The sequence below is a fragment of the Rhodococcus sp. 06-1460-1B genome (genome assembly GCF_002258475.1).
Lineage (GTDB): Bacteria > Actinomycetota > Actinomycetes > Mycobacteriales > Mycobacteriaceae > Rhodococcoides > Rhodococcoides fascians.
The window spans coordinates 30,513-48,659 of sequence record NZ_NOYS01000006.1 but is presented as its reverse complement, the minus strand read 5'-3'; the positions used below and the strand labels follow the sequence as shown (position 1 = coordinate 48,659).

Annotated in this window: 17 protein-coding genes and 1 riboswitch; of the genes, 8 read left to right on the top strand and 9 right to left on the bottom strand. The window is 64.7% G+C overall.

The window, feature by feature from the left end; genetic code table 11:
• Positions 1–85 precede the first annotated feature (85 nt).
• Positions 86–652 (bottom strand): TetR family transcriptional regulator, encoded by a 567-nt coding sequence (locus CH268_RS02030; protein ID WP_176457824.1) that lies wholly within the window; start codon positions 650–652, stop codon positions 86–88.
• Between the two features lie 81 nt (positions 653–733).
• Here CH268_RS02030 and CH268_RS02025 point away from each other — a divergent pair, with 81 nt between their 5' ends.
• The gene (locus tag CH268_RS02025; protein ID WP_230591034.1) at positions 734–2,353 is read left to right on the top strand and encodes an MFS transporter; all 1,620 of its coding nucleotides are present in this window, start codon (positions 734–736) and stop codon (positions 2,351–2,353) included.
• A gap of 70 nt (positions 2,354–2,423) precedes the next feature.
• Here CH268_RS02025 and CH268_RS02020 read toward each other — a convergent pair whose 3' ends face one another.
• The 3 genes from CH268_RS02020 to CH268_RS02010 form a co-directional block, all read right to left on the bottom strand.
• A complete protein-coding gene (locus CH268_RS02020) occupies positions 2,424–3,170 on the bottom strand; it encodes a GTP pyrophosphokinase (protein ID WP_027495176.1) in 747 nt (248 codons plus the stop codon).
• 422 nt (positions 3,171–3,592) lie between these two features.
• Complete coding sequence (locus CH268_RS27690; RefSeq protein WP_094611554.1) at positions 3,593–3,748, bottom strand: DUF6131 family protein; 156 nt, start codon at positions 3,746–3,748, stop codon at positions 3,593–3,595.
• A gap of 93 nt (positions 3,749–3,841) precedes the next feature.
• Positions 3,842–5,791 carry a helicase-related protein gene (locus tag CH268_RS02010; protein ID WP_255182270.1) on the bottom strand — a complete coding sequence of 650 codons (1,950 nt, stop codon included), beginning with the start codon at positions 5,789–5,791 and terminating at the stop codon, positions 3,842–3,844.
• A gap of 48 nt (positions 5,792–5,839) precedes the next feature.
• Between CH268_RS02010 and CH268_RS02005 the strand changes: the two genes are divergently transcribed.
• The 5 genes from CH268_RS02005 to CH268_RS01985 all read left to right on the top strand — a co-directional run bounded on the left by CH268_RS02005 (position 5,840) and on the right by CH268_RS01985 (position 11,283).
• Positions 5,840–6,553, top strand: coding sequence for a type 1 glutamine amidotransferase (locus CH268_RS02005; protein WP_094662439.1), 714 nt, complete (start codon positions 5,840–5,842; stop codon positions 6,551–6,553).
• A gap of 9 nt (positions 6,554–6,562) precedes the next feature.
• On the top strand, positions 6,563–7,741 hold the full coding sequence (locus tag CH268_RS02000; protein ID WP_057474506.1) for an alpha-hydroxy-acid oxidizing protein: 1,179 nt from the start codon (positions 6,563–6,565) through the stop codon (positions 7,739–7,741).
• Positions 7,741–9,036 carry an alpha-amylase family glycosyl hydrolase gene (locus CH268_RS01995; RefSeq protein ID WP_094662254.1) on the top strand — a complete coding sequence of 432 codons (1,296 nt, stop codon included), beginning with the start codon at positions 7,741–7,743 and terminating at the stop codon, positions 9,034–9,036. Before CH268_RS02000 ends, CH268_RS01995 begins: the two co-directional genes overlap by 1 nt.
• 73 nt (positions 9,037–9,109) lie before the next feature.
• A riboswitch (TPP riboswitch) is annotated at positions 9,110–9,202 on the top strand.
• 43 nt (positions 9,203–9,245) lie between these two features.
• Positions 9,246–10,013, top strand: coding sequence for a 3-oxoacyl-ACP reductase (locus CH268_RS01990; RefSeq protein WP_094662252.1), 768 nt, complete (start codon positions 9,246–9,248; stop codon positions 10,011–10,013).
• Position 10,014: 1 nt separating this feature from the next.
• Positions 10,015–11,283 carry an LLM class flavin-dependent oxidoreductase gene (locus CH268_RS01985; protein ID WP_094662250.1) on the top strand — a complete coding sequence of 423 codons (1,269 nt, stop codon included), beginning with the start codon at positions 10,015–10,017 and terminating at the stop codon, positions 11,281–11,283.
• Between the two features lie 9 nt (positions 11,284–11,292).
• On the opposite strand, the gene CH268_RS01980 is transcribed toward CH268_RS01985, so the two are convergent.
• Genes CH268_RS01980 through CH268_RS01970 form a run of 3 tightly spaced genes read right to left on the bottom strand, consistent with a single transcriptional unit; the run spans position 11,293 to position 14,198 of the window.
• A complete protein-coding gene (locus CH268_RS01980; RefSeq protein ID WP_441346959.1) occupies positions 11,293–12,183 on the bottom strand; it encodes an alpha/beta fold hydrolase in 891 nt (296 codons plus the stop codon).
• A 12-nt stretch (positions 12,184–12,195) separates the two neighbouring features.
• Positions 12,196–13,302, bottom strand: coding sequence for a PDR/VanB family oxidoreductase (locus CH268_RS01975; RefSeq protein WP_094662248.1), 1,107 nt, complete (start codon positions 13,300–13,302; stop codon positions 12,196–12,198).
• Complete coding sequence (locus CH268_RS01970) at positions 13,299–14,198, bottom strand: metal-dependent hydrolase (protein WP_027495186.1); 900 nt, start codon at positions 14,196–14,198, stop codon at positions 13,299–13,301. Before CH268_RS01970 ends, CH268_RS01975 begins: the two co-directional genes overlap by 4 nt.
• Before the next feature lie 114 nt (positions 14,199–14,312).
• Between CH268_RS01970 and CH268_RS01965 the strand changes: the two genes are divergently transcribed.
• A complete protein-coding gene (locus tag CH268_RS01965) occupies positions 14,313–14,828 on the top strand; it encodes a hypothetical protein (protein ID WP_094662246.1) in 516 nt (171 codons plus the stop codon).
• A 139-nt stretch (positions 14,829–14,967) separates the two neighbouring features.
• On the opposite strand, the gene CH268_RS01960 is transcribed toward CH268_RS01965, so the two are convergent.
• Positions 14,968–15,435, bottom strand: coding sequence for a 2-isopropylmalate synthase (locus CH268_RS01960; protein ID WP_094662244.1), 468 nt, complete (start codon positions 15,433–15,435; stop codon positions 14,968–14,970).
• 229 nt (positions 15,436–15,664) lie between these two features.
• On the opposite strand from CH268_RS01960, the gene CH268_RS01955 reads away from it, so the two are divergent.
• The gene (locus tag CH268_RS01955; RefSeq protein WP_032367752.1) at positions 15,665–16,867 is read left to right on the top strand and encodes an ATP-binding protein; all 1,203 of its coding nucleotides are present in this window, start codon (positions 15,665–15,667) and stop codon (positions 16,865–16,867) included.
• Positions 16,868–16,877: 10 nt separating this feature from the next.
• Here the strand turns inward: CH268_RS01955 and CH268_RS01950 are convergent, their stop codons facing one another.
• Positions 16,878–18,059 carry an alkane 1-monooxygenase gene (locus tag CH268_RS01950; protein WP_094662242.1) on the bottom strand — a complete coding sequence of 394 codons (1,182 nt, stop codon included), beginning with the start codon at positions 18,057–18,059 and terminating at the stop codon, positions 16,878–16,880.
• Positions 18,060–18,147: the final 88 nt, after the last annotated feature.

Here is an 18,147-nt window from a genome sequence, read left to right as displayed (position 1 = left end):
CAAACGCGCGCGCGTTTGCGGAAGTGGGGGCCGCTACCCCAGTATTCCGCACTCTTGCACGAATGCTAGATATGGATAGACAGCGCTACGGAGCGCAGAGTCGACGCACGGCGGCTTCGATTTTCGACGCCCGACGCTGAATTTCGGCGTTGTCGGCAGGCTCGCAGTGCAGGCTCGGCGCGGTCATCCACGCCGAGGTGATGCCGAACATCATGGTGATCAGATCCTCGACGGTGAAGGCGTCGGAGATCAGTCCGTCTCGCTGGGCGTCGGCCATGGCCCTGTGTCGCTCGGCGATGACCGAGTGGATGTCGTCGGTGCCCGAGGTCGCCATACCGCCCTGAAGCTGAGTCCACAGCAGGAGGCGGTGCTCCTCGGGATGCGCAGCGAGGTGCAGGTATTCGCGCGCTGCGTATCCGCCGAGGTCGTCGACGGCGAAGGGTACTTCGTCGATGAACCGCGCGAACCCGTCCTCGACGACGGCCCGGAACAGGGCTTCTTTGTCCCCGAAGTACGCGTACAGACGTTCCTTGCTGGCCTTGGCCGCGGCCGCGATCCGATCGACGCGGGCCCCGGCCAGCCCGTGTACCGAGAACTCGTCCCGGGCGGCGACGACGATGCGGGCGCGGGTCGCAATGGCGTCAGGTTTCATGGCGGTCACCATACCCCCAACCAACTAGTTCGTTTGACTATTGGTTCTGGGTCGCCTACCTTTTTGCTCGGGACATTTTTCGTGCCCAGAATCAACGAGTACGAGTGGGGTAGAAACATGTCGCAGCTCTCCGAGCGCGAAGCGCCGGATCTGAATCCGAACTACGAGCGCCGATGGCTGGTGCTGTGCATCGTCGCCATCACGCAGCTCACGATCGTGCTCGACGGCACGATCGTCAACATTGCGCTGCCGCAGGCTCAGCTGGACCTGGGCATCAGCGACAGCAGCCGCGCCTGGGTCATCACTGCCTACGCGTTGTCGTTCGGCGCACTGCTGCTGCTCGGCGGACGCATCGCCGACTACTGGGGACGCAAGCGCTCGTTCATCGTCGGCATGGCAGGCTTCGCCGTTGCCTCCGCTATCGGCGGACTCGCTCAGGAAGGCTGGCAGCTGTTCATCGCGCGCGCCGGCCAGGGTGTGTTCGCTGCGCTGCTCGCCCCGGCAGCACTGGCCATCCTGACGGTGACGTTCACCGACACCAAGGAACGCGCCAAAGCGTTCGGCGTCTTCGGCGCCATTGCCGGTGGCGGCGCAGCGGTCGGCCTACTCCTCGGCGGAGTGCTCACCGAATACGCGAACTGGCGCTGGTGCCTGCTGGTCAACATCCCGGTCGCAGTGTTCGCCATCGCCGCAGCGGTGCCGCTGGTGAAGGAGAGCAAGGCTCACGGAGACACCCGCTACGACCTGCCCGGCGCGATCCTCGTCGCTCTCGGTCTGGCATCGCTGGTCTACGGCTTCACCGAGGCCGAAGACGGCTGGGCGACGGTACCCACCATCTCGTTCATCGCGCTCGGCCTCGCTCTGCTGGCCGCGTTCGTCGTCGTCGAGTCCAAGTCCGCCAACCCGCTACTCCCCTTGAGTGTGTTGCTCGACCGTGACCGCGGTGCCGCGTACATCGGCTCGGCCGTCATCGGCGCTGCCCTGCTCGGTGGCACGTTGTACCTCACGTTCTACTTCCAGATCGTGCTGGAGATGAGCCCGGTGATCGCCGGCGTCGCGTCGCTCCCGATGACCGGCGGCATTTTGATCACGGCCGCGCTCGCTTCTGCACTCGTGCCGAAGATCGGACCCAAGCCGCTGATGGCCGTCGGTCCGGTCGTCTCCGCAGTCGGCCTGCTGCTGCTCACCCAGATCGGCGTCGACACCTCGTACTTCACGCACGTCCTGCCGGGCGTCGTGCTGCTCGGCCTCGGCCTCGGTCTGCTGATGGTTCCGATGCAGAACGTCGCACTGATCGGCGTTCCCGATCACGACGCAGGTGCCGCATCGGCGCTGATCAACGCCACCCTGCAGGTCGGTGGTGCACTCGGTGCTGCGGTGTTCACCACCGTCTACACCTCGTCGAAGACCTCGTACCTGGCCGAGAATCCGGCACCGACTCCGCCCGCCGGAGTTCCTGCGGAAGCTCTCGCCGGCCAGGAAGTGCCCAGCGACGAGATGTTGGCCGCGCTGCCGGAGCCGATCCGCAACTTCGTGCTCGCGACCATCGACCACGCGTTCTCGGCCGAGGTCTCCGGCTACGCCTGGGCATTCGGTACCGCCGCGATCCTCGTAGCGCTGGTGAGCCCGGTCGTGTTGCTGCTCGTCCGCGCGAAGAAAGACGACCTGCCCGTCGGCGACACCCCGGTACATATCGGATAACGCAGGCACGAACCGACAACCCCGCTGCTCAGCCGTCGAGCAGCGGGGTTGACGTTCTTCGAAGGCATCGTCAGTCCGGGTCGATTGCTTCGGCCTGCGCGGTGAGCAACATGTGCAGCAGCTCGGGAGGCAATGCCATCGGAGGCATCGCGCCGAGGGTGATCGAGTTGTCGGAATCGCCGTTCAGTTCCTCCACCTCGTCGTGCAGGCTTTCCATCTTCTCGTCCAGTGTGTTGGCCGTCTCGGCGGCCTCGGTCAGTTCCGCCAACAGGGTGGGCGGAATCTGGCCGCGGTACTTGTAGAAGATCTTGTGCTCGAGGCTCGCCCAGAAATCCATGGCAATCGTGCGGATCTGGAGTTCGACCAAGACCGGTTGGACGCGATCGGACATGAACACCGGAATTTCGACGATGAGGTGCAAACTCTTGTAGCCGTTGGCTTTCGGGTTCGCGATGTAATCCTTGACCTCGACGACTCGAACGTCGGTCTGACTACTGAGCATGTCCGCGATGCGGTAGGTGTCGGAGATGAAGCTGCACGTGATGCGGACACCTGCGACGTCGAAGATGTTCTCGCGAATGGCGTCGAGCGTCAGTGCGCACTTCTTGCGCTGAGCCTTGTCGACGATGCTCTCGGGCGTCTTGAGTCGCGACGAGACATGCTCGATGGGGCTGTAGCGGTGGATGTGAGTGAATTCCTGCTTCAGGATGTTGATCTTGGTGATCAGTTCGTCGATTCCGAACTTGTAACTCATCATGAAGCGGGTGAAATCGTGCCTCAGCTGCACCAGGTCGACGACGGCTTCACTGTTGCTCATGCCCCCGATTGTCCACGATCGCCGGACGTGACCGCGCCGCGCGAGAATCGAAGCTGGCGTCGCTGCACGTGGCACCGAGTTCTGGGGTGAACCGCACGAGATTGCACCTCTGGCATTGATGGGTACGGTGATGCCCCCGCTCACACGAGCAAGCACGTGAACCCACCAATACCGAACCGGCGACAAGCGGATGGCCGTTGGTGCAGTGAGTAGGTGCTCGTTCTGCCCACCGATCGCCGACGCGGTAGAGCGACCCGGCAACCGGGTCGGTGTCGCGCTCGTCGGATGCCATCGCGCGCAACCGCCTTCGACACTGTCTACCGTCCGATATGGACCGCCCGAAGTGGCTCCGCTGGCCGCATCGCCAACTCCGGGGGCCCGCTCAGACTAACAGAAATCGAACGTATGTTCTAACGTGGATGTCAAAACCACGTCTTGCGGCCACCGACTGCGCGCCCCATCGAACCGAGCAACGTCAGTACCGCGCCGACGACCACCAGAATGATGCCGATAGTCGTCAAAATTGAAATGCCGGCGAAATAGCCGATGAGGGCGAGGATGATTCCGAGAACGATCATGACTACTCCTGGTGCCAAAGTGAGCCCACTATCGACGAATTGTCGATGGGACCGAACCTACTCGGGCGCGTGGACGATTGCTCACAATTGTCGCTATTTTCCGGCATCCACTTTCGCCGCGAGGAAAGCCTCCGGATCGATCAGATCCGCCTGCCCCACGATCGATCCCAGATCCGCGATGCGCTCGATCCCGGTGAGCACCATCTCCTCCTCGACGGTGCCCTCGGCGTAGCCGTAGTAGCAGGTCGACGTGGTGTGGTTGTGGTCGTTGTCGATGCGATTGGCGCGGCCCTCGATCTGCCTGATGTCGATGGGTGTCCACCGAGGATCGTGAATCAGCGTCACGCGCGGTGCGAGTGTGGAGACCGTCCCCTCCGGGAGCAGTAACTCGTTGGTGTGCAGGTTGATCGCGCTCGTGGTGGTCGAGACGATGACCGACGCGTCGCCGGTCTGAAAACGGCGGATCGACGCCTCCTGCTCGGGACTGCTCATGCTCCCGTCGACCACGGCGACCTCGAGCCCCTCGTCTCGAAGTGTCTGGGCCAGAGCAGCGACCGACTCGCGGTAGAACATCGAGACGAACACCTGATTGCCTGCCTTGACCCACGTCCGGACTTGATCCGCAGACGCGGGAATGCGCAGGTACGAGCACTTCTGGCGAAATCGCAGCGTCGCCGCACGAGTACTCGGATTCTTCTGCAGCACTCTCTTTCCGCCGACGGCCTTCCAGATCGGCAGGCCGACTTCCTTGCGGTAGTCCACCCACGCCGAGTTGTACAGCCGCTTCTGCGCGGCCGTGAGTTCCTGGCCGAGGGGCTCCCGCGGAGTCGGTGGGGACGGCCGCGAAATAGACCACGGCACAGCGCCTCCCGACAACCAACCGTGCACAGACGCGATGTCGCGGGCTCGCGTCGTCGCGTCCTCGGGCTCCCACCGCCACGTGGTCAACCCCGTCGTCGCCTTCCCTGCCTTGACGGCGAACCCGGACTCGATGAGGAACTCCGCCCACTTCATCGTCACGGCATACCCGAGATACTCGTCGTCACCGAGGATCTCGACGCCGCGGCTGCGTTCCACGGCACGGGCCATGTACGCGAAATGCAGCGGCTGATAGCCGGGAGTGGCAGACATCCACACGACGGATCGGGCCGCCTCCTGATACCGCCACAGAATTTGCGACTGCTGCGATTCGATGTTCATCAACGCATGCGACTCGTCGGCGATCACCACGTCGATGTCGAACCGCAGCTCGCCCAGCGAGATGGTCCGCTTGTTCTGCGTCCGTTTACGTTTGCCCAGATCGGTCTCGGGCGGAACCGACAGCAGCTTCTTGGTGGACTGATAGGTGATCAGCAACCAACGCTTGCGGTCGGACGGCTCGATGTCCGCCTCGCTGTCTGCAATGGTGCGACGCCACCCCGGCAGCGCACCCTTGGGTGCCACCACCAGAACCGTGCCGATCTCGGCGGCCGACATCTGCCGCACGGCCTCGCACACGGCCAACGTCTTACCCAGACCCGTCGAATCCATCTGCGCGAAGTACGGGAAGCCGGCGTCGAGCGCGGCCAGATGGCGTCGGACCGATTCGAGTTGGGTGTCGCGAGGCTGCATCGCCCGTTCGCGCACCTCTTCGTCGCGCCAACTGTCGTTCGCGTCGTCCTCGAGCCACCGCTGCAGGCTGTACGGCATCGATTCGTACGGCTGCAGGTACTCGGGCAGTTCGGTTCCGTAATACGCGAACACGCGCGGTCCGGGGTACCAGCGCGCTCCCGCTGCGCCCGCCGCGGACCGATCCTCGAACGGCACGTCCAACACCCACACGCGCTCGCCGGGATCGGGCACCCGAAGATCGGGGGCGGCGGACTTGCGGGGCGAGGTCTTGCGCGGGGCTGCTCTCTTGCGAGGTGCGGCCTTCTTCGGGGCAGCTTTCTTCGCCGCAGGCTCACCGTTCTTCGCAGCCGCGAACTTTCGCGCAGCGCTGCTCTGCCCGGCCTTGACGGTGCGGGCAGTGGTGGATCGGGCAGTGCGTTTACGAGGTGGCATCGGATCCAGTCTGTCGTACGGTGTGCACGAACACCGTAAAGGAGCCCTGTGACATACCCGAACAACCCGCGCGCCGTAGTTCTCGTCCACGACCGGGACCCGTCCCTGGCGCGTCGCGACATCGGCACCCTCGCCGCCGAATTGCACACCAGGGGTTTCCGGTTGGACGTGCATTCCTTCGACCACAGTCCCGATGTCGCACCACCGACGCTGTCCGACGCGCAGGTGGTGGTGGTCATGGGCTCACCCGACGCCGCGTACGACGACACGCTGACGTGGCTCGCGCCGGAGATCGCGTATGTGCGGGACGCGATCGACACAGGTGTTCCGATCCTCGGCGTCTGCTTCGGCGGCCAGTTGCTCGCCCGGGTGCTCGGTGGATCGGTACGCAAGTCCGAGCATCCCGAATACGGATTCGTCGAGGTCGAGACGTCCGATCCCGAGCTCATCGCCCCGGGCCCGTGGATGGAATTCCACGGTGACACGTTCGTCGCACCGCCGGAGGCGACGGTGATCGCCCGCAACGAGGCAGCGCAACAGGCCTTCGTTCTCGGTCCACACCTCGGGTTGCAGTTCCACCCCGAGATCGACCTCGATACCTACGATGCATGGGCGGCCGCGTGGCAGCGCGACGGCGTCGAACACGCGGTGGACGTGCACCAGATCAGGCAAGACATTGCCGACTCCGAAGCAGCAGCTCGCAAGCGGTGCTCGGCCCTGCTGGACGCATTTCTCGCCCGATCCTCGGCGGTGCCCCGGTAGGGTCGAACGATGACCGAGGCCAGGCCCAGCAACTTCAGCGATCACCAACTCGGCATCTACGCCGCCGGAATGTTCGCCCAGCAGACACCGTCGATCACCACCAATCTGGCGCGGCTGGAGGACCAGGCTGCCGAGAAGCTCTCGCCCGAGGCGCTCGGCTACATCGTCGCCAGCGCGGGCAGTGGCTCGACGGCGCGGGCGAACCGGGCCGCCTTCGACAGGTGGGCCATCACGCCGCGGATGCTGCGCAGCTCGGCCTCGCGTGATCATGCGTGCACCGTGCTCGGCACCGACATGCCTGCACCGCTGTTGATCGCTCCGGTGGGTATTCAGACTCTCGCCCATCCCGACGGTGAACTCGCGACGGTTCGCGCGGCTGCGGAACTCGGTGTGCCGTACATACATTCGACGCAGGCGTCGCATTCGTTCGAGCAGATCGCCGAGGCGGGCGGAGATGCGCCGCGCTGGTATCAGTTGTACTGGCCGACGGACGAATCGGTTCTGCTGAGCTTCCTGCAGCGCGCGAAGGACACCGGATTCACCACGTTGGTGCTGACGCTCGACACGACGTTGCTGGGCTGGCGGCCCGCCGATCTCGACCGCGGGTACCTCCCGTTCTTGGCGAACCTCGGCATCGAGAACTATTTGAGCGATCCGGCGTTCCAAGCCGGACTCGCTCAGCCCGTCGAGGAGAATCCCGTTGCAGCCGCGATGCATTGGGCGCAGATGTTCCCCAACCCGGGGCTGTCGTGGAAGAACCTGGCGTTCCTGCGAGAGCATTGGGACGGCCCGATCGTGCTCAAGGGCATCTGCACCGTCGGCGACGCCCGAGAAGCGGCCGCCCACGGAGTCGACGGCATCGTCGTCTCCAACCACGGCGGCCGTCAGATCGACGGTGCCAGGCCGTCTCTCGACGCGTTGCCGTCCATCGTCGAGGCCGTCGGTGACGAACTGACGATCCTGTTCGACTCCGGTGTGCGCACCGGTGCCGACATGGCCAAGGCGCTGGCGCTCGGTGCCGATGCGGTTCTTCTCGGCCGCCCGTTCCTGTACGGTCTCGCCCTCGGCGGGCAGGAGGGTGTTGCACACGTACTACGTTGCCTGCTGGCCGAATTCGACTTGGTGACCAGCCTGTCCGGCCATACCGGCGCGGGCGAGCTCGGTCGCGACTCGATCGAGGCGTCCTGATGGAGTGGACGAAGCACGCCATCTGGTGGCACCTGTACCCGCTCGGCTTCACCGGCGCTCCGGTACACGGATGGGACGGTGAATCGCAGTCGGATCTGCACCGGCTGAACAGAATCGAGAAGTGGCTCGACTACGCCCTCGAGCTCGGTGCGTCGGGCATCGCCCTCGGTCCGATCTTCGAGTCGGAGAAGCACGGCTACGACACTGTCGACTACTACCACGTCGACGGTCGGCTCGGCACCGACGAGGACATCGATTCGCTGATCGCTGCGGCGCATTCCCGCGGCCTGAAGATCATGTTCGACGGCGTCTTCAACCATGTCGCGCAGAGCTTCCCGAAGTTCCGTGAGGCTCTGGCCGAGGGCCCGGATTCCGAGGCCGCGGAGTGGTTCCACCTCGACTGGTCCGGGGACGAGCCGACGCATCGCAATTTCGAGGGCCACGACGAACTGGTCGCGCTCAACCACGAGAGCCCGCACGTGCAGCAGTACGTGGTGGACGTGCTGTCGCACTGGCTCGAACGCGGCGTGGACGCCTGGCGGCTCGACGCGGCCTACGCGGTACCGCCGCGCTTTTGGGCTGCGGTGATGCCGAAGGTTCGCGAGAAGCATTCGGCAGCATACTTTCTCGGCGAGGTCATTCACGGTGACTACGACCGGATCGTCTCGGCGTCCACGTTGGACTCGGTGACCCAGTACGAACTGTGGAAGGCGATCTGGAGTGGCCTGAGCGAGCTCAACTTCTTCGAGCTCTCGCACGCGTTGGAGCGTCACAACGGCTGGCTCGACGCATTCGTGCCCGCCACGTTCGTGGGAAATCATGACGTCAATCGCATCGCCAGCGTCATCGAGGACGAGCGACATCTGCTGCACGCGTTGGTGGTTCTGTTCACCGTGGGCGGGATGCCGATGATCTACTACGGCGACGAGCAGGCATTCCGCGGTATCAAGGAAGATCGCGTCGGCGGTGATGACGAGGTGCGTCCCGAATACCCGGACACTTCCGAGGATCTCGCCCCGTACGGCTGGCCCGTCTACCGAGTGCATCAGGAGCTGATCGCAGTTCGGCGTCGCAATCCGTGGTTGTACTCCGCGCGCACCGAGACACTCGAGCTCACCAACACCGCACTGCTCTACCGCGTGTACGCGGACGACAATTCGATGACGGTGGCGCTCAACCTCGGCGACGAGGCCATCGACTACCCGGCCCAGGGCAGCGAAGTGCTGGCCGGTGAGGCGCACCTGAACGACGGACGGGTAAGCGTTCCTCCCCACGGCTGGGCTGTCATCGGCTGATCGCTGCATACGGCTGTATTCGGCTATCTACGTCGAGCGCAAGAAAGCAGTAGAGAGACCTACAGGTACAGTCGACCGCGACACGGGGTGCCCGTCAGGGCTGAGATCACACCCGTCGAACCTGATCTGGTTAGGACCAGCGAAGGGAATGTCGTGACGTTTCGGTATTTCCTGTCCCTCGCGACGGTCCCGACCTCGAACGAGAGGCGATGCACGTGAAGATCGACGAGCAGACAGTGTTGGTCACCGGCGGCGGCCGCGGACTGGGAGCATCGATCGCCGCGGCGTTCGCCGGTGAGGGCGCACGTGTGGTGATCGACTACCGCACCAGCAAAGAGGCAGCGGAGGCGTTGGCGGAAAGGCTCGGCGACCGTGCATTCGCGGTTCAGGGCGACGTGACCGACGAGAGCGCGGTGGCCTCGGTGTTCGACTCGGCCCGTGCGCATTTCGGCACTCCGATCACCACAGTCGTCAACAACGCATTGGCCGACTTCTCCTTCGACGGAGATGCCCGCCCCAAGGCCGACACCATCACCTGGGATCGGTTCGACGCTCAACTGCGGGGCAGCGTTCGCGCGGCACTGCTCACCACGCAGGCGGCCCTGCCGGGAATGCGTGAGGCGGGCTTCGGCCGAATCATCAACGTGGGCACCAACTTGTTCCAGAATCCAGTGGTGCCGTACCACGACTACACTGCCTCCAAGGCCGCCCTGCTCTCGCTGACGCGCACGTTGTCCGTGGACCTGGGCGCGGACAACATCACCGTCAACATGGTCTCGGGCGGACTGCTGCGCACCACCGATGCCAGTGCCGCGACCCCGGCCGAGGTGTTCGACTTCATCGCGGCCTCGACCCCGCTGCAACGCGTCACCACGCCGGAGGAATTCGCCGATGCTCTGCTGTTCTTCGCCTCCCCGTGGGCGCGGTCGGTGACCGGTCAGAACCTCGTTGTCGACGGCGGTTTGGTCAAGAACTGATATGCACCTCAACGCGTTTCTGTACGGCTGCGGACATCACAGCGCAGCGTGGAGGCATCCCGATTCGCGAGTGGAGGACCTGGGCAACATCGCGTACTACGAGGAACTTGCGCAGCTGGCCGAACGGGGAAAGTTCGACGCGGTGTTCTTTGCCGACGGGCATTCCGTTCGCGATCCGGCCGGCGCAGGAACCTGGTTTCTCGAACCGATCACGGCGCTGTCGGCCATAGCCAGAGCGACCACACACATCGGTCTGGTTACCACCGTGTCGTCGACGTTCTACACACCGTTCCATGCCGCGCGCATGCTGGCGTCGTTGGACCACATCAGCGGCGGACGGGCCGGCTGGAACGTCGTCACCTCCATGTTCGACGCCGAAGCACGCAATCACGGAATGGACGCCATCCCGGCTCGGGAGGAGCGCTACGCACGCGCAGCAGAGTTCGTCGATACTGCACTGGCACTCTGGGATTCGTGGGAGCCCGATGCCCTGACGCTCGATCGCACCGGGATGTACGCCGACCCGGCCAAGGTGCACTCGATCGACCACGACGGCAAACACTTTCGAGTCGACGGCCCGCTGACGGTGCCGCGGTCGCCGCAGGGCAGGCCGGTTCTGTTTCAGGCCGGGGCGTCGGGCCCGGGCCGCGACCTGGCGGCGAAGTATGCCGAGGCGATCTACGCCGTCGCCTACGATCTCGTTGCCGCGCAGAGCTATTACGAGGATGTGAAGTCTCGCATCGACAGTGCTGGTCGCGACAGTGCGACAGTGGGCATCATGCCGGGACTGGTGACGTACATCGGCTCGACGATGGACGAGGCCCGTCGCAAGAAGGCCGAACTGGACGTCTTGCTGCCGACGGAACAATCCCTGGCGATGCTCTCGACGTTCACCGGGCAGGATTGTGCTGCCTGGGAACTCGATGAACCGGTGCCCCCGCTACCGCCGGCAGCAGAGTTCACCGGACCGCAGGGCCGCTACGAGACGATTCTGCGCATCGTCGAGAAGGATGACCCCACCGTGCGTGAGTTGCTCGGCACGCTGGCGGCCGGCGGTGGGCACGCCACGATGATCGGCACACCGGAGTCCATCGCTGACGAGATGGAATCGTGGATCGGCCGCGGTGCCGACGGCTTCAACCTGATGTGCCCGCGCTACCCGGACTCACTCGCCGACTTCGTCGAACACGTGGTCCCGATCCTGCAGCAGCGCGGCCTCTTTCGATCCGAATACACGTCGTCCACGCTGCGCGGGCATCTGACCGTATGACCTGAAGGTTCAGTCCAGCGAGTCGATGAATTCTGTCGTCAATCGTGCGATGTCGTCCGCATGGGAGATCGGCGACCAGTGACCCGCCGGAATGTCGTTGCGCGTGAGGTTCTTCACCCACATGCCGGTGTCGTCGTAGTGGTACGGCCGCACCGCGACGTCCTCGGTGTTGACGATGAGGTGCACGGGGATGTCGATGTACCGATCTCGCGGATTGGTCAGAATCGGAATGATGTTGGCGCGGTACAGGTTGGTGCCGTTGGTTGCGTCCGACCACAGCGTGGGGTTCTGGGTGACGAGCTTCGGATCGACGCCGGAAAATTCTTGTAGAAATGCCGGCCAGCCCTTGGCGAACTGTCGCTTGATGCGCAGCGTCGACAGGCCGGGGATGTGAAAGGTGACGGTGTACCAGGACGCTCGGGTCTGGGCGAGAACCTGCTTGATTCCGGCAAGAGTGGGACGACGCAGGCGCGACTGCGACCACTTACCCAGGTGATCGAGGTTGGGTCCCGAAATCGATGTGTACGAACGGATTCGATCCTTCGCCTGGGGCTGGGCTGCAGCCTCCCATACTTCGACGGCGCCCCAGTCGTGCGCGAGCACGTGAACGGGAGCGTCGGGGCTGACCGCATCTGCCACGGCATAGAAGTCCGCCGCCAACCGGGCCAACTTGTACGCCGACTGCTCGACCGGCACCGTGCTCTCGCCGGCTCCGCGCGAGTCGTAGCTGATCACCCGAAAACGGTCTTCGAGTTGCGGGACGATGTGGCTCCACAGTTCGTGAGTATCGGGCCACCCGTGAACGAGGACGATGGGTTCGCCCTCGGGGTTTCCGCTCTCGAACACCGCCAGCCGAATGCCTTCGTTGACGACCGTCATGCGAACTGCGTTGCTGCTCACTGTCTTTCCGTTCTATAGATCGAGTACGAGACGGGCGCTTCGAGCGCGCGAGACGCAGATGAGCATGTGGTCGCGCTGCTCTTCCGGGGTCAATCGCGATTCCAGGTGTTCGGGCTCGCCGGCGAGCACCCGCACCTTGCAGGTACCGCAGAAGCCCTGTTGGCACGAGTACGCGATATTGGGCTTCTGCTGCTTGACGGCCGTGAGCACGGAGGCGTCGGCGGCGACGTCGAGCACGGCTCCACTGCTGATCAGCTGCACCTCGAACGGTGTGCCGTCGAGGATCGGCGGCGGGCCGAAGCGTTCGAAATGCAATGCGGTGGCGGCGCATTGGCGGAAGTCGCGGCGGACGGCGTCGAGCATGGGGGTAGGACCGCAGCAGTAGACCGCACCGCCTGCGGGTGCGCGCTCGAGCAATTCACCCTCGGTGGGGTACCCGTGCACGTCGTCGGTCCGGACGAACACGCGATCCGATTCCCAGCTCTCGATCTCGTCGAGAAAAGGCATCGTGTCCCGGGAGCGACCGCAGTACACGAACTGCCAATCCATCCCGAGAATCCTTGCGGCACGGACCATCGCGATGATGGGGGTGATGCCGATGCCGCCGGCGACGAACAGCGCGCTGCCCTCGGCGACGAAGGGAAAGCCGTTCCGTGGGCCGCGTACGATGACCTCGGTTCCGGGCTCGAGTGCATGCATCTCGATGGATCCACCTGCGCCGGTGGGGATTCGGCGCACGGCGATACGGTAGCAACTACGGTCGGATGGATCGCCGCACAGCGAGTACTGCCGACGGCGACCCGACGGCAGATGTAGATCGAGGTGGCAGCCGGGATGCCAGTTCGGCAGCTGCTCCCCCGTCGGCGAGGCGAGGGTCAGAGCGGCGACGTTCTCGTCCTCGGCGATGATCTCGCGGTCGACGACCACCAGCCGCAGCGCGGAATCGGGATTGTGGCCGGCTACCGCGTCGTCGTACTCCTTGCCGGCAGTCGCATGCATGTAGCCGTTGAGGAACGTTCCGAGCATCTGCATCGAGCGATCGGCGCGGGGGCGTCCGCGGAGATCCGGTGGCGCGTCCTTGGGCAACAGCCGCGGAACGCGACCCGTCGAGAGCTTCACCGCGCCGCAGCCTGCGCGGCCGGGGACGACGCCAGGTAGCGCACGGCCTGAGCCGTCGAGCCTTCCTGGCTCGGGTGATACGACTTCTTCAGGTAGCGAGACATACTGCGGCCGACGTGCGTCAGCGCCGGCAGCGTGCCGCGGCGAACAGACTTGCGCCACAGGGCCGATCGGGGCTTGCGGACCGACTTCGGGGCGCTCTGCAGCTCGGGGTCGTTCTTCATCAGAAAGATGATGCCGCGCATCCAGATGTACCCCATCAACGGAACGACCACGACGAACGTGCGCAGGCGACGTACCTCGCGCTTGTCGAAGTAACGAAGGGTGTCGTACGCGACCGAGCGGTGTTCCACTTCCTCGGCACCGTGCCACCGCAGCAGATCGAGCATCGTCGGATGGATGCCGGCGCGGTCGAGACCGTCGGCATTGAGTACCCAATCACCGAGGAACGCCGTCACGTGCTCGATGGCCGCGATGAGGGCCAGCCGCTCGACGAGGTTGTTCTTCGAACGCAGACTCGTCACCGAATCCGATCCGAGGACCTTGCCGAAGGCCCATTCCATCTGATCGGTGAACGGGGTGGGGTCGAGTCCGTTGTTCTGCAGATGCACGAGAACGCCGGTATGGGCCTCGGCGTGCACGGCTTCCTGCCCGATGAAGCCGATGACGTCGTCGCGCAGCTTCTCGTCGTCGATGTAGGGCAGGGCCTCTTTGAACGTGTCGACGAACCAGTGCTCGCCGGCCGGGAGTAGTAGATGCAGCACGTTGAGGACGTGCGTGGTGTACGGATCGCCGGGCACCCAGTGCATCGGCAGATCGCTCCAGTCGAACTTGACGTTCCTGGCCTGAAGCATCACTTCGCCCGGGTCCGATGCGACGGCGTTGCGCTCGTTCATCGAGTCGACCTCCTCCACGTCCACGATGTGGCCGCTGCCACAGTGCGCGACTTAGTATAAACATCGGTTACAGGTAAAAGGAACCATGTCGGTGGACAGTGAGAGACTTCTGTGATGACCGACCCCTCCCCAGTGGCTGTTCCCCCGAGCAGCGTGCCCGTGGCCTGGCCCACCGAGTGGCCCGTCGATGTGCGTCGAATCGCGGACGCCACAGTCGATGCCCTTGCTGCTGTCGTGGCGCAGGATCCGATCGCGTTCGACGAGGCCGTCGAACTGTTGGACCGCTCGGACGCGGCCAAGGCCGGGAACGTGCATGCGGAGATGGTACGGAGTTTGCTCGAAGAGGTATACAGCGATGGCTTGACCGGGGAGAACGTCCAGGAAGTACTCGGCCGAACCGTCCGCGGAGCCGAGTGGCTCCCGAGCGTGGACATCGCCGGATTCGTCGAGGTGCTCACCGGCGCGCTGGGTGTGACGGACGTCGACGAACAATCACGTTCGAGGCCGCGGCCTGCGCACGCCCTGCTGGTGGTGGCGGATCTGCTCGCGATTCGTCGAAGCCGCGCCGAAACGTATGTGCGCCGCGCACTGGCCGAAATTCACCGCGCGCAGACAGTGGAGATGCCCTAGTGAGATCTTCGCCTGTATTGCTTGGACGGTAGAGAGGCGAAGAGAGCGCTACCAACGCGAGGGGCGTGTCGAGCTCGCAGTTGTGCAGGCGATGAGGGCGTTTCGGCCTACACAACTGCGAACTCGGCACTGGTCGGGGCTACCGATGCAGCAGATTGGCCCCGGCGACGATGGCCCGGATCGACGACAGGGTTGCGTCGGGCTCGATGGACATCGACCATTCGCGGCGACCGTCGTGCTCGGCCAGGACGAAGGTGGCGGTCTCGTCGCCGATGCGCTGTTGGTGGAACGAGAGGATCTCGATGCGGAATCCGGCGTCGTGGAGCATCGACGTCAACGCCTCGATCGGTCCGTATGTTGTTGCGGCACAAGCGAAGATGGTGTCACCGATGCCGAAGGTGGCGTCGAACGACATCTTGCCCCCGGTGGCCCCAGTGCCGGACCAAGAGCCCAGCCGGAGGGGCCCGGTGGTGGGCGAGAAGCGGTCGACGAAGGCCGTCCACGACATGTGTTGCCCGGAGATCTCGTCGCGCATCGTGCGCGGCAGGGCGCAGCCGAAGCGAGCATGGAACGGATCTGTGGCGAAAGTCGAAGCGAGTGAATTCATGAAGGTGGTCCTGGCGAATGTGAAGGGAGGACCGAGAGAGCACGACGACCCGCAGCGAGGGGTCGGTCCGAATCAGACCCCGCTACGGCGGCGTACTACGAGAATGCGCTTCACGGAGCCGACAGTAGCCCCGGCCTCGGGCGTCCCGCAAGTATCGAACGAATACGGATCTCTAGGACACGAGCTAGATGTCCGCATATATCGCACGATTCGTTGTAACTTTGGCCCCATGGACCCCGTGCGTAACCCTTACGCTCCCGGCGCAGGCCAGCGCCCACCCGAGCTCGCCGGTCGAAAGAAGCAGCTCGACGCCTTCGACGTCGTGCTCGAACGCATCACCCGCGGCCGACCGGAACGCAGCGTCGTGCTCACTGGGCTGCGCGGCGTCGGCAAGACGGTGCTGCTCAACCACCTCCGATCCGCGGCCATCGCGCGCGGCTGGGGCACCGGCAAGATCGAGGCTCGCCCCGACCAGGAACTGCGCCGGCCCCTGTCGTCGGCGCTGCACATGGCGGTACGCGGCATCGCGGCCTCGCATCGAGACCCCGAACGCGTCGACGAGTTTCTCGGCGTCCTCAAGGCCTTCGCGCTGCGCGCCACCGCGGACAAGGGGATGCGCGAGCGGTGGCAGCCGGGCATCGACGTCCCGGCCAAGACCGGCCGCGCCGATTCCGGCGACATCGAGATCGACCTCGTCGAACTGCTGCTCGACGCTTCCGCACTGGCCGGGGACGTGGGTGTGGGTATCGCCATCTTCATCGACGAGATGCAGGACCTCGGGCCCGCTGACATCTCCGCACTGTGCGCGGCCTGCCACGAACTCAGTCAGGACACCGCGCCGCTGATCATCGTCGGGGCCGGACTACCGCACCTACCGGCTGTGTTGTCGGCATCCAAGAGTTACTCCGAGCGCCTGTTCAGCTACCACCGAATCGGCAGGCTCGAGCGTGCCGCAGCAGACCTCGCGTTGATCGCGCCGGCCGACCGCGAGGACGTCGAATTCACCCCCGAGGCACTCGACGCGCTCTACGCAGCCGCCGATGGCTACCCCTACTTCGTGCAGGCCTACGGCAAAGCGACCTGGGATCTCGCCGCCGACAGCCCGATTTCCGCCGAGGACGTGCGTGTTGCCGCTCCGACAGCGGAGGAGGAATTGGCGGTCGGATTCTTCGGTTCGCGCTACGAACGCGCGACGCCCGCCGAACGCGAATACATGCGCGCGATGGCCGAACTGTCGGTGGACGACGGTTCGGTGCCGACTTCGGCCGTGGCCACCGAGCTCAAACGCAAGCCGGCATCACTGTCGCCTGCCCGCGACGGCTTGATCAAGAAGGGCCTGATCTACTCGGCCGAGCGCGGCACGATCGCGTTCACGGTGCCGCATTTCGGGCGCTACCTGAGAGCGCAAACCGACGAGCCCGCCGCGGTCTGAGGCGTCGACGCTACGACTGCGCTCGCGCCCCGGTCAGCTTCTCGAGGCGGCGGACCGCGGTGCGATCGGTGCGGTCGACGTTGACGAGGCTCGGGTCGCCGTCGTAGAAGTCCATCAGGCGCTGATCCATCACCTTGCGCCACAAGGGCGGAACCATCGCGCAAAAGATCATCACCGCGTATCCGGCCGGGAGTTGCGGGGACTCGTCGACGGTTCGTAGTGCTTGGTAGCGGCGCACCGGATTCGCGTGATGATCGCTGTGGCGCTGCAGGTGGTACAGAAATAGATTGCTCCACAGGTGATCGCTGTTCCAGCTGTCCCGGTGCGAGGGCTTGGCGTAGCGACCGTCCGGACGCCTGGTGCGCATCAGGCCGTAGTGCTCGAGGTAGTTGGCAGCCTCGTACAGGACGATGGCGATGGCGGCCTGAATCAGTAGGTACGGCAACACGATCCAACCGAACACTGCGATCAGTGCCCCGAACAGAACGATGCTCATCGCGGCCGCATTGAAAAGGTTGTTGCGCAGCGTCCACGGTGACGAGCCCGACCGTGCGAGTCGACGGGTTTCGAGATCCCAGGCCGAATGCAGACCGTGGATCATCGTGCGTGGCAGAAACTTCCAGAACGATTCACCGAATTTCGCCGACGCCGGATCCTCTGGGGTGGCGACGCGCAGATGGTGGCCGTGGTTGTGCTCGACGTAGAAGTGGCCGTACAGCGTCTGCGCCAGAGTGACTTTGGAGAGCCACCGCTCGACGTTCTCGCGCTTGTGCCCCAGTTCGTGCGCGGCATTGATGCCGACGCCGCCGACGACGCCCACAGTGACGGCCAGACCGATCCTCTCCGGTGTGCCGAGTGGGCCGTGGGCCCACAGGTAACACGCGGCCACCAGGCCGGCGTACTGCAGCGGGAGGAAGAGGTAGACGCACCACCGGTAGTATTTGTCCTTGTCGAGTGCTGCGAGAGCCTCGTCGGGTGGATTGCTGCGATCGACGCCCGCGAACTTGTCGACCAGGGGCAGCGCGATGCCCATGATCATCAGCCCGAGTGCCCAGAATGCGCCGGGTCCGAGGAGTGTCACCAAGCCCCACGCCAGGAACGGGCTCAGCGGAATCGTCAGGCCGAGCGGCCAGAGATAACGCTTGGGATCGCGCCACGTCGGCGAGGCCCCTGCGGCGTCCTTGTCGGGCATGCGTGAACTCACTCCTGATCTTCGAGGCTGCCCACGCGGTACGAGGGGGTGCGGTGGTGGTCTGTCACAAGTACATCGCCACGCCTCT

What these genes read in the sequence shown, in the direction of transcription:
- CH268_RS02010 (WP_255182270.1), bottom strand. Translation starts at nt 5,791, where the DNA reads ATGCCACCTCGTAAACGCACTGCCCGATCCACCACTGCCCGCACCGTC.
- CH268_RS01955 (WP_032367752.1), top strand. Translation starts at nt 15,665, where the DNA reads ATGGACCCCGTGCGTAACCCTTACGCTCCCGGCGCAGGCCAGCGCCCA.
- CH268_RS01985 (WP_094662250.1), top strand. Translation starts at nt 10,015, where the DNA reads ATGCACCTCAACGCGTTTCTGTACGGCTGCGGACATCACAGCGCAGCG.
- CH268_RS02000 (WP_057474506.1), top strand. Translation starts at nt 6,563, where the DNA reads ATGACCGAGGCCAGGCCCAGCAACTTCAGCGATCACCAACTCGGCATC.
- CH268_RS01970 (WP_027495186.1), bottom strand. Translation starts at nt 14,198, where the DNA reads ATGAACGAGCGCAACGCCGTCGCATCGGACCCGGGCGAAGTGATGCTT.
- CH268_RS01950 (WP_094662242.1), bottom strand. Translation starts at nt 18,059, where the DNA reads ATGCCCGACAAGGACGCCGCAGGGGCCTCGCCGACGTGGCGCGATCCC.
- CH268_RS01965 (WP_094662246.1), top strand. Translation starts at nt 14,313, where the DNA reads ATGACCGACCCCTCCCCAGTGGCTGTTCCCCCGAGCAGCGTGCCCGTG.
- CH268_RS01960 (WP_094662244.1), bottom strand. Translation starts at nt 15,435, where the DNA reads ATGAATTCACTCGCTTCGACTTTCGCCACAGATCCGTTCCATGCTCGC.
- CH268_RS27690 (WP_094611554.1), bottom strand. Translation starts at nt 3,748, where the DNA reads ATGATCGTTCTCGGAATCATCCTCGCCCTCATCGGCTATTTCGCCGGC.
- CH268_RS02020 (WP_027495176.1), bottom strand. Translation starts at nt 3,170, where the DNA reads ATGAGCAACAGTGAAGCCGTCGTCGACCTGGTGCAGCTGAGGCACGAT.
- CH268_RS01995 (WP_094662254.1), top strand. Translation starts at nt 7,741, where the DNA reads ATGGAGTGGACGAAGCACGCCATCTGGTGGCACCTGTACCCGCTCGGC.
- CH268_RS01990 (WP_094662252.1), top strand. Translation starts at nt 9,246, where the DNA reads ATGCACGTGAAGATCGACGAGCAGACAGTGTTGGTCACCGGCGGCGGC.
- CH268_RS02030 (WP_176457824.1), bottom strand. Translation starts at nt 652, where the DNA reads ATGAAACCTGACGCCATTGCGACCCGCGCCCGCATCGTCGTCGCCGCC.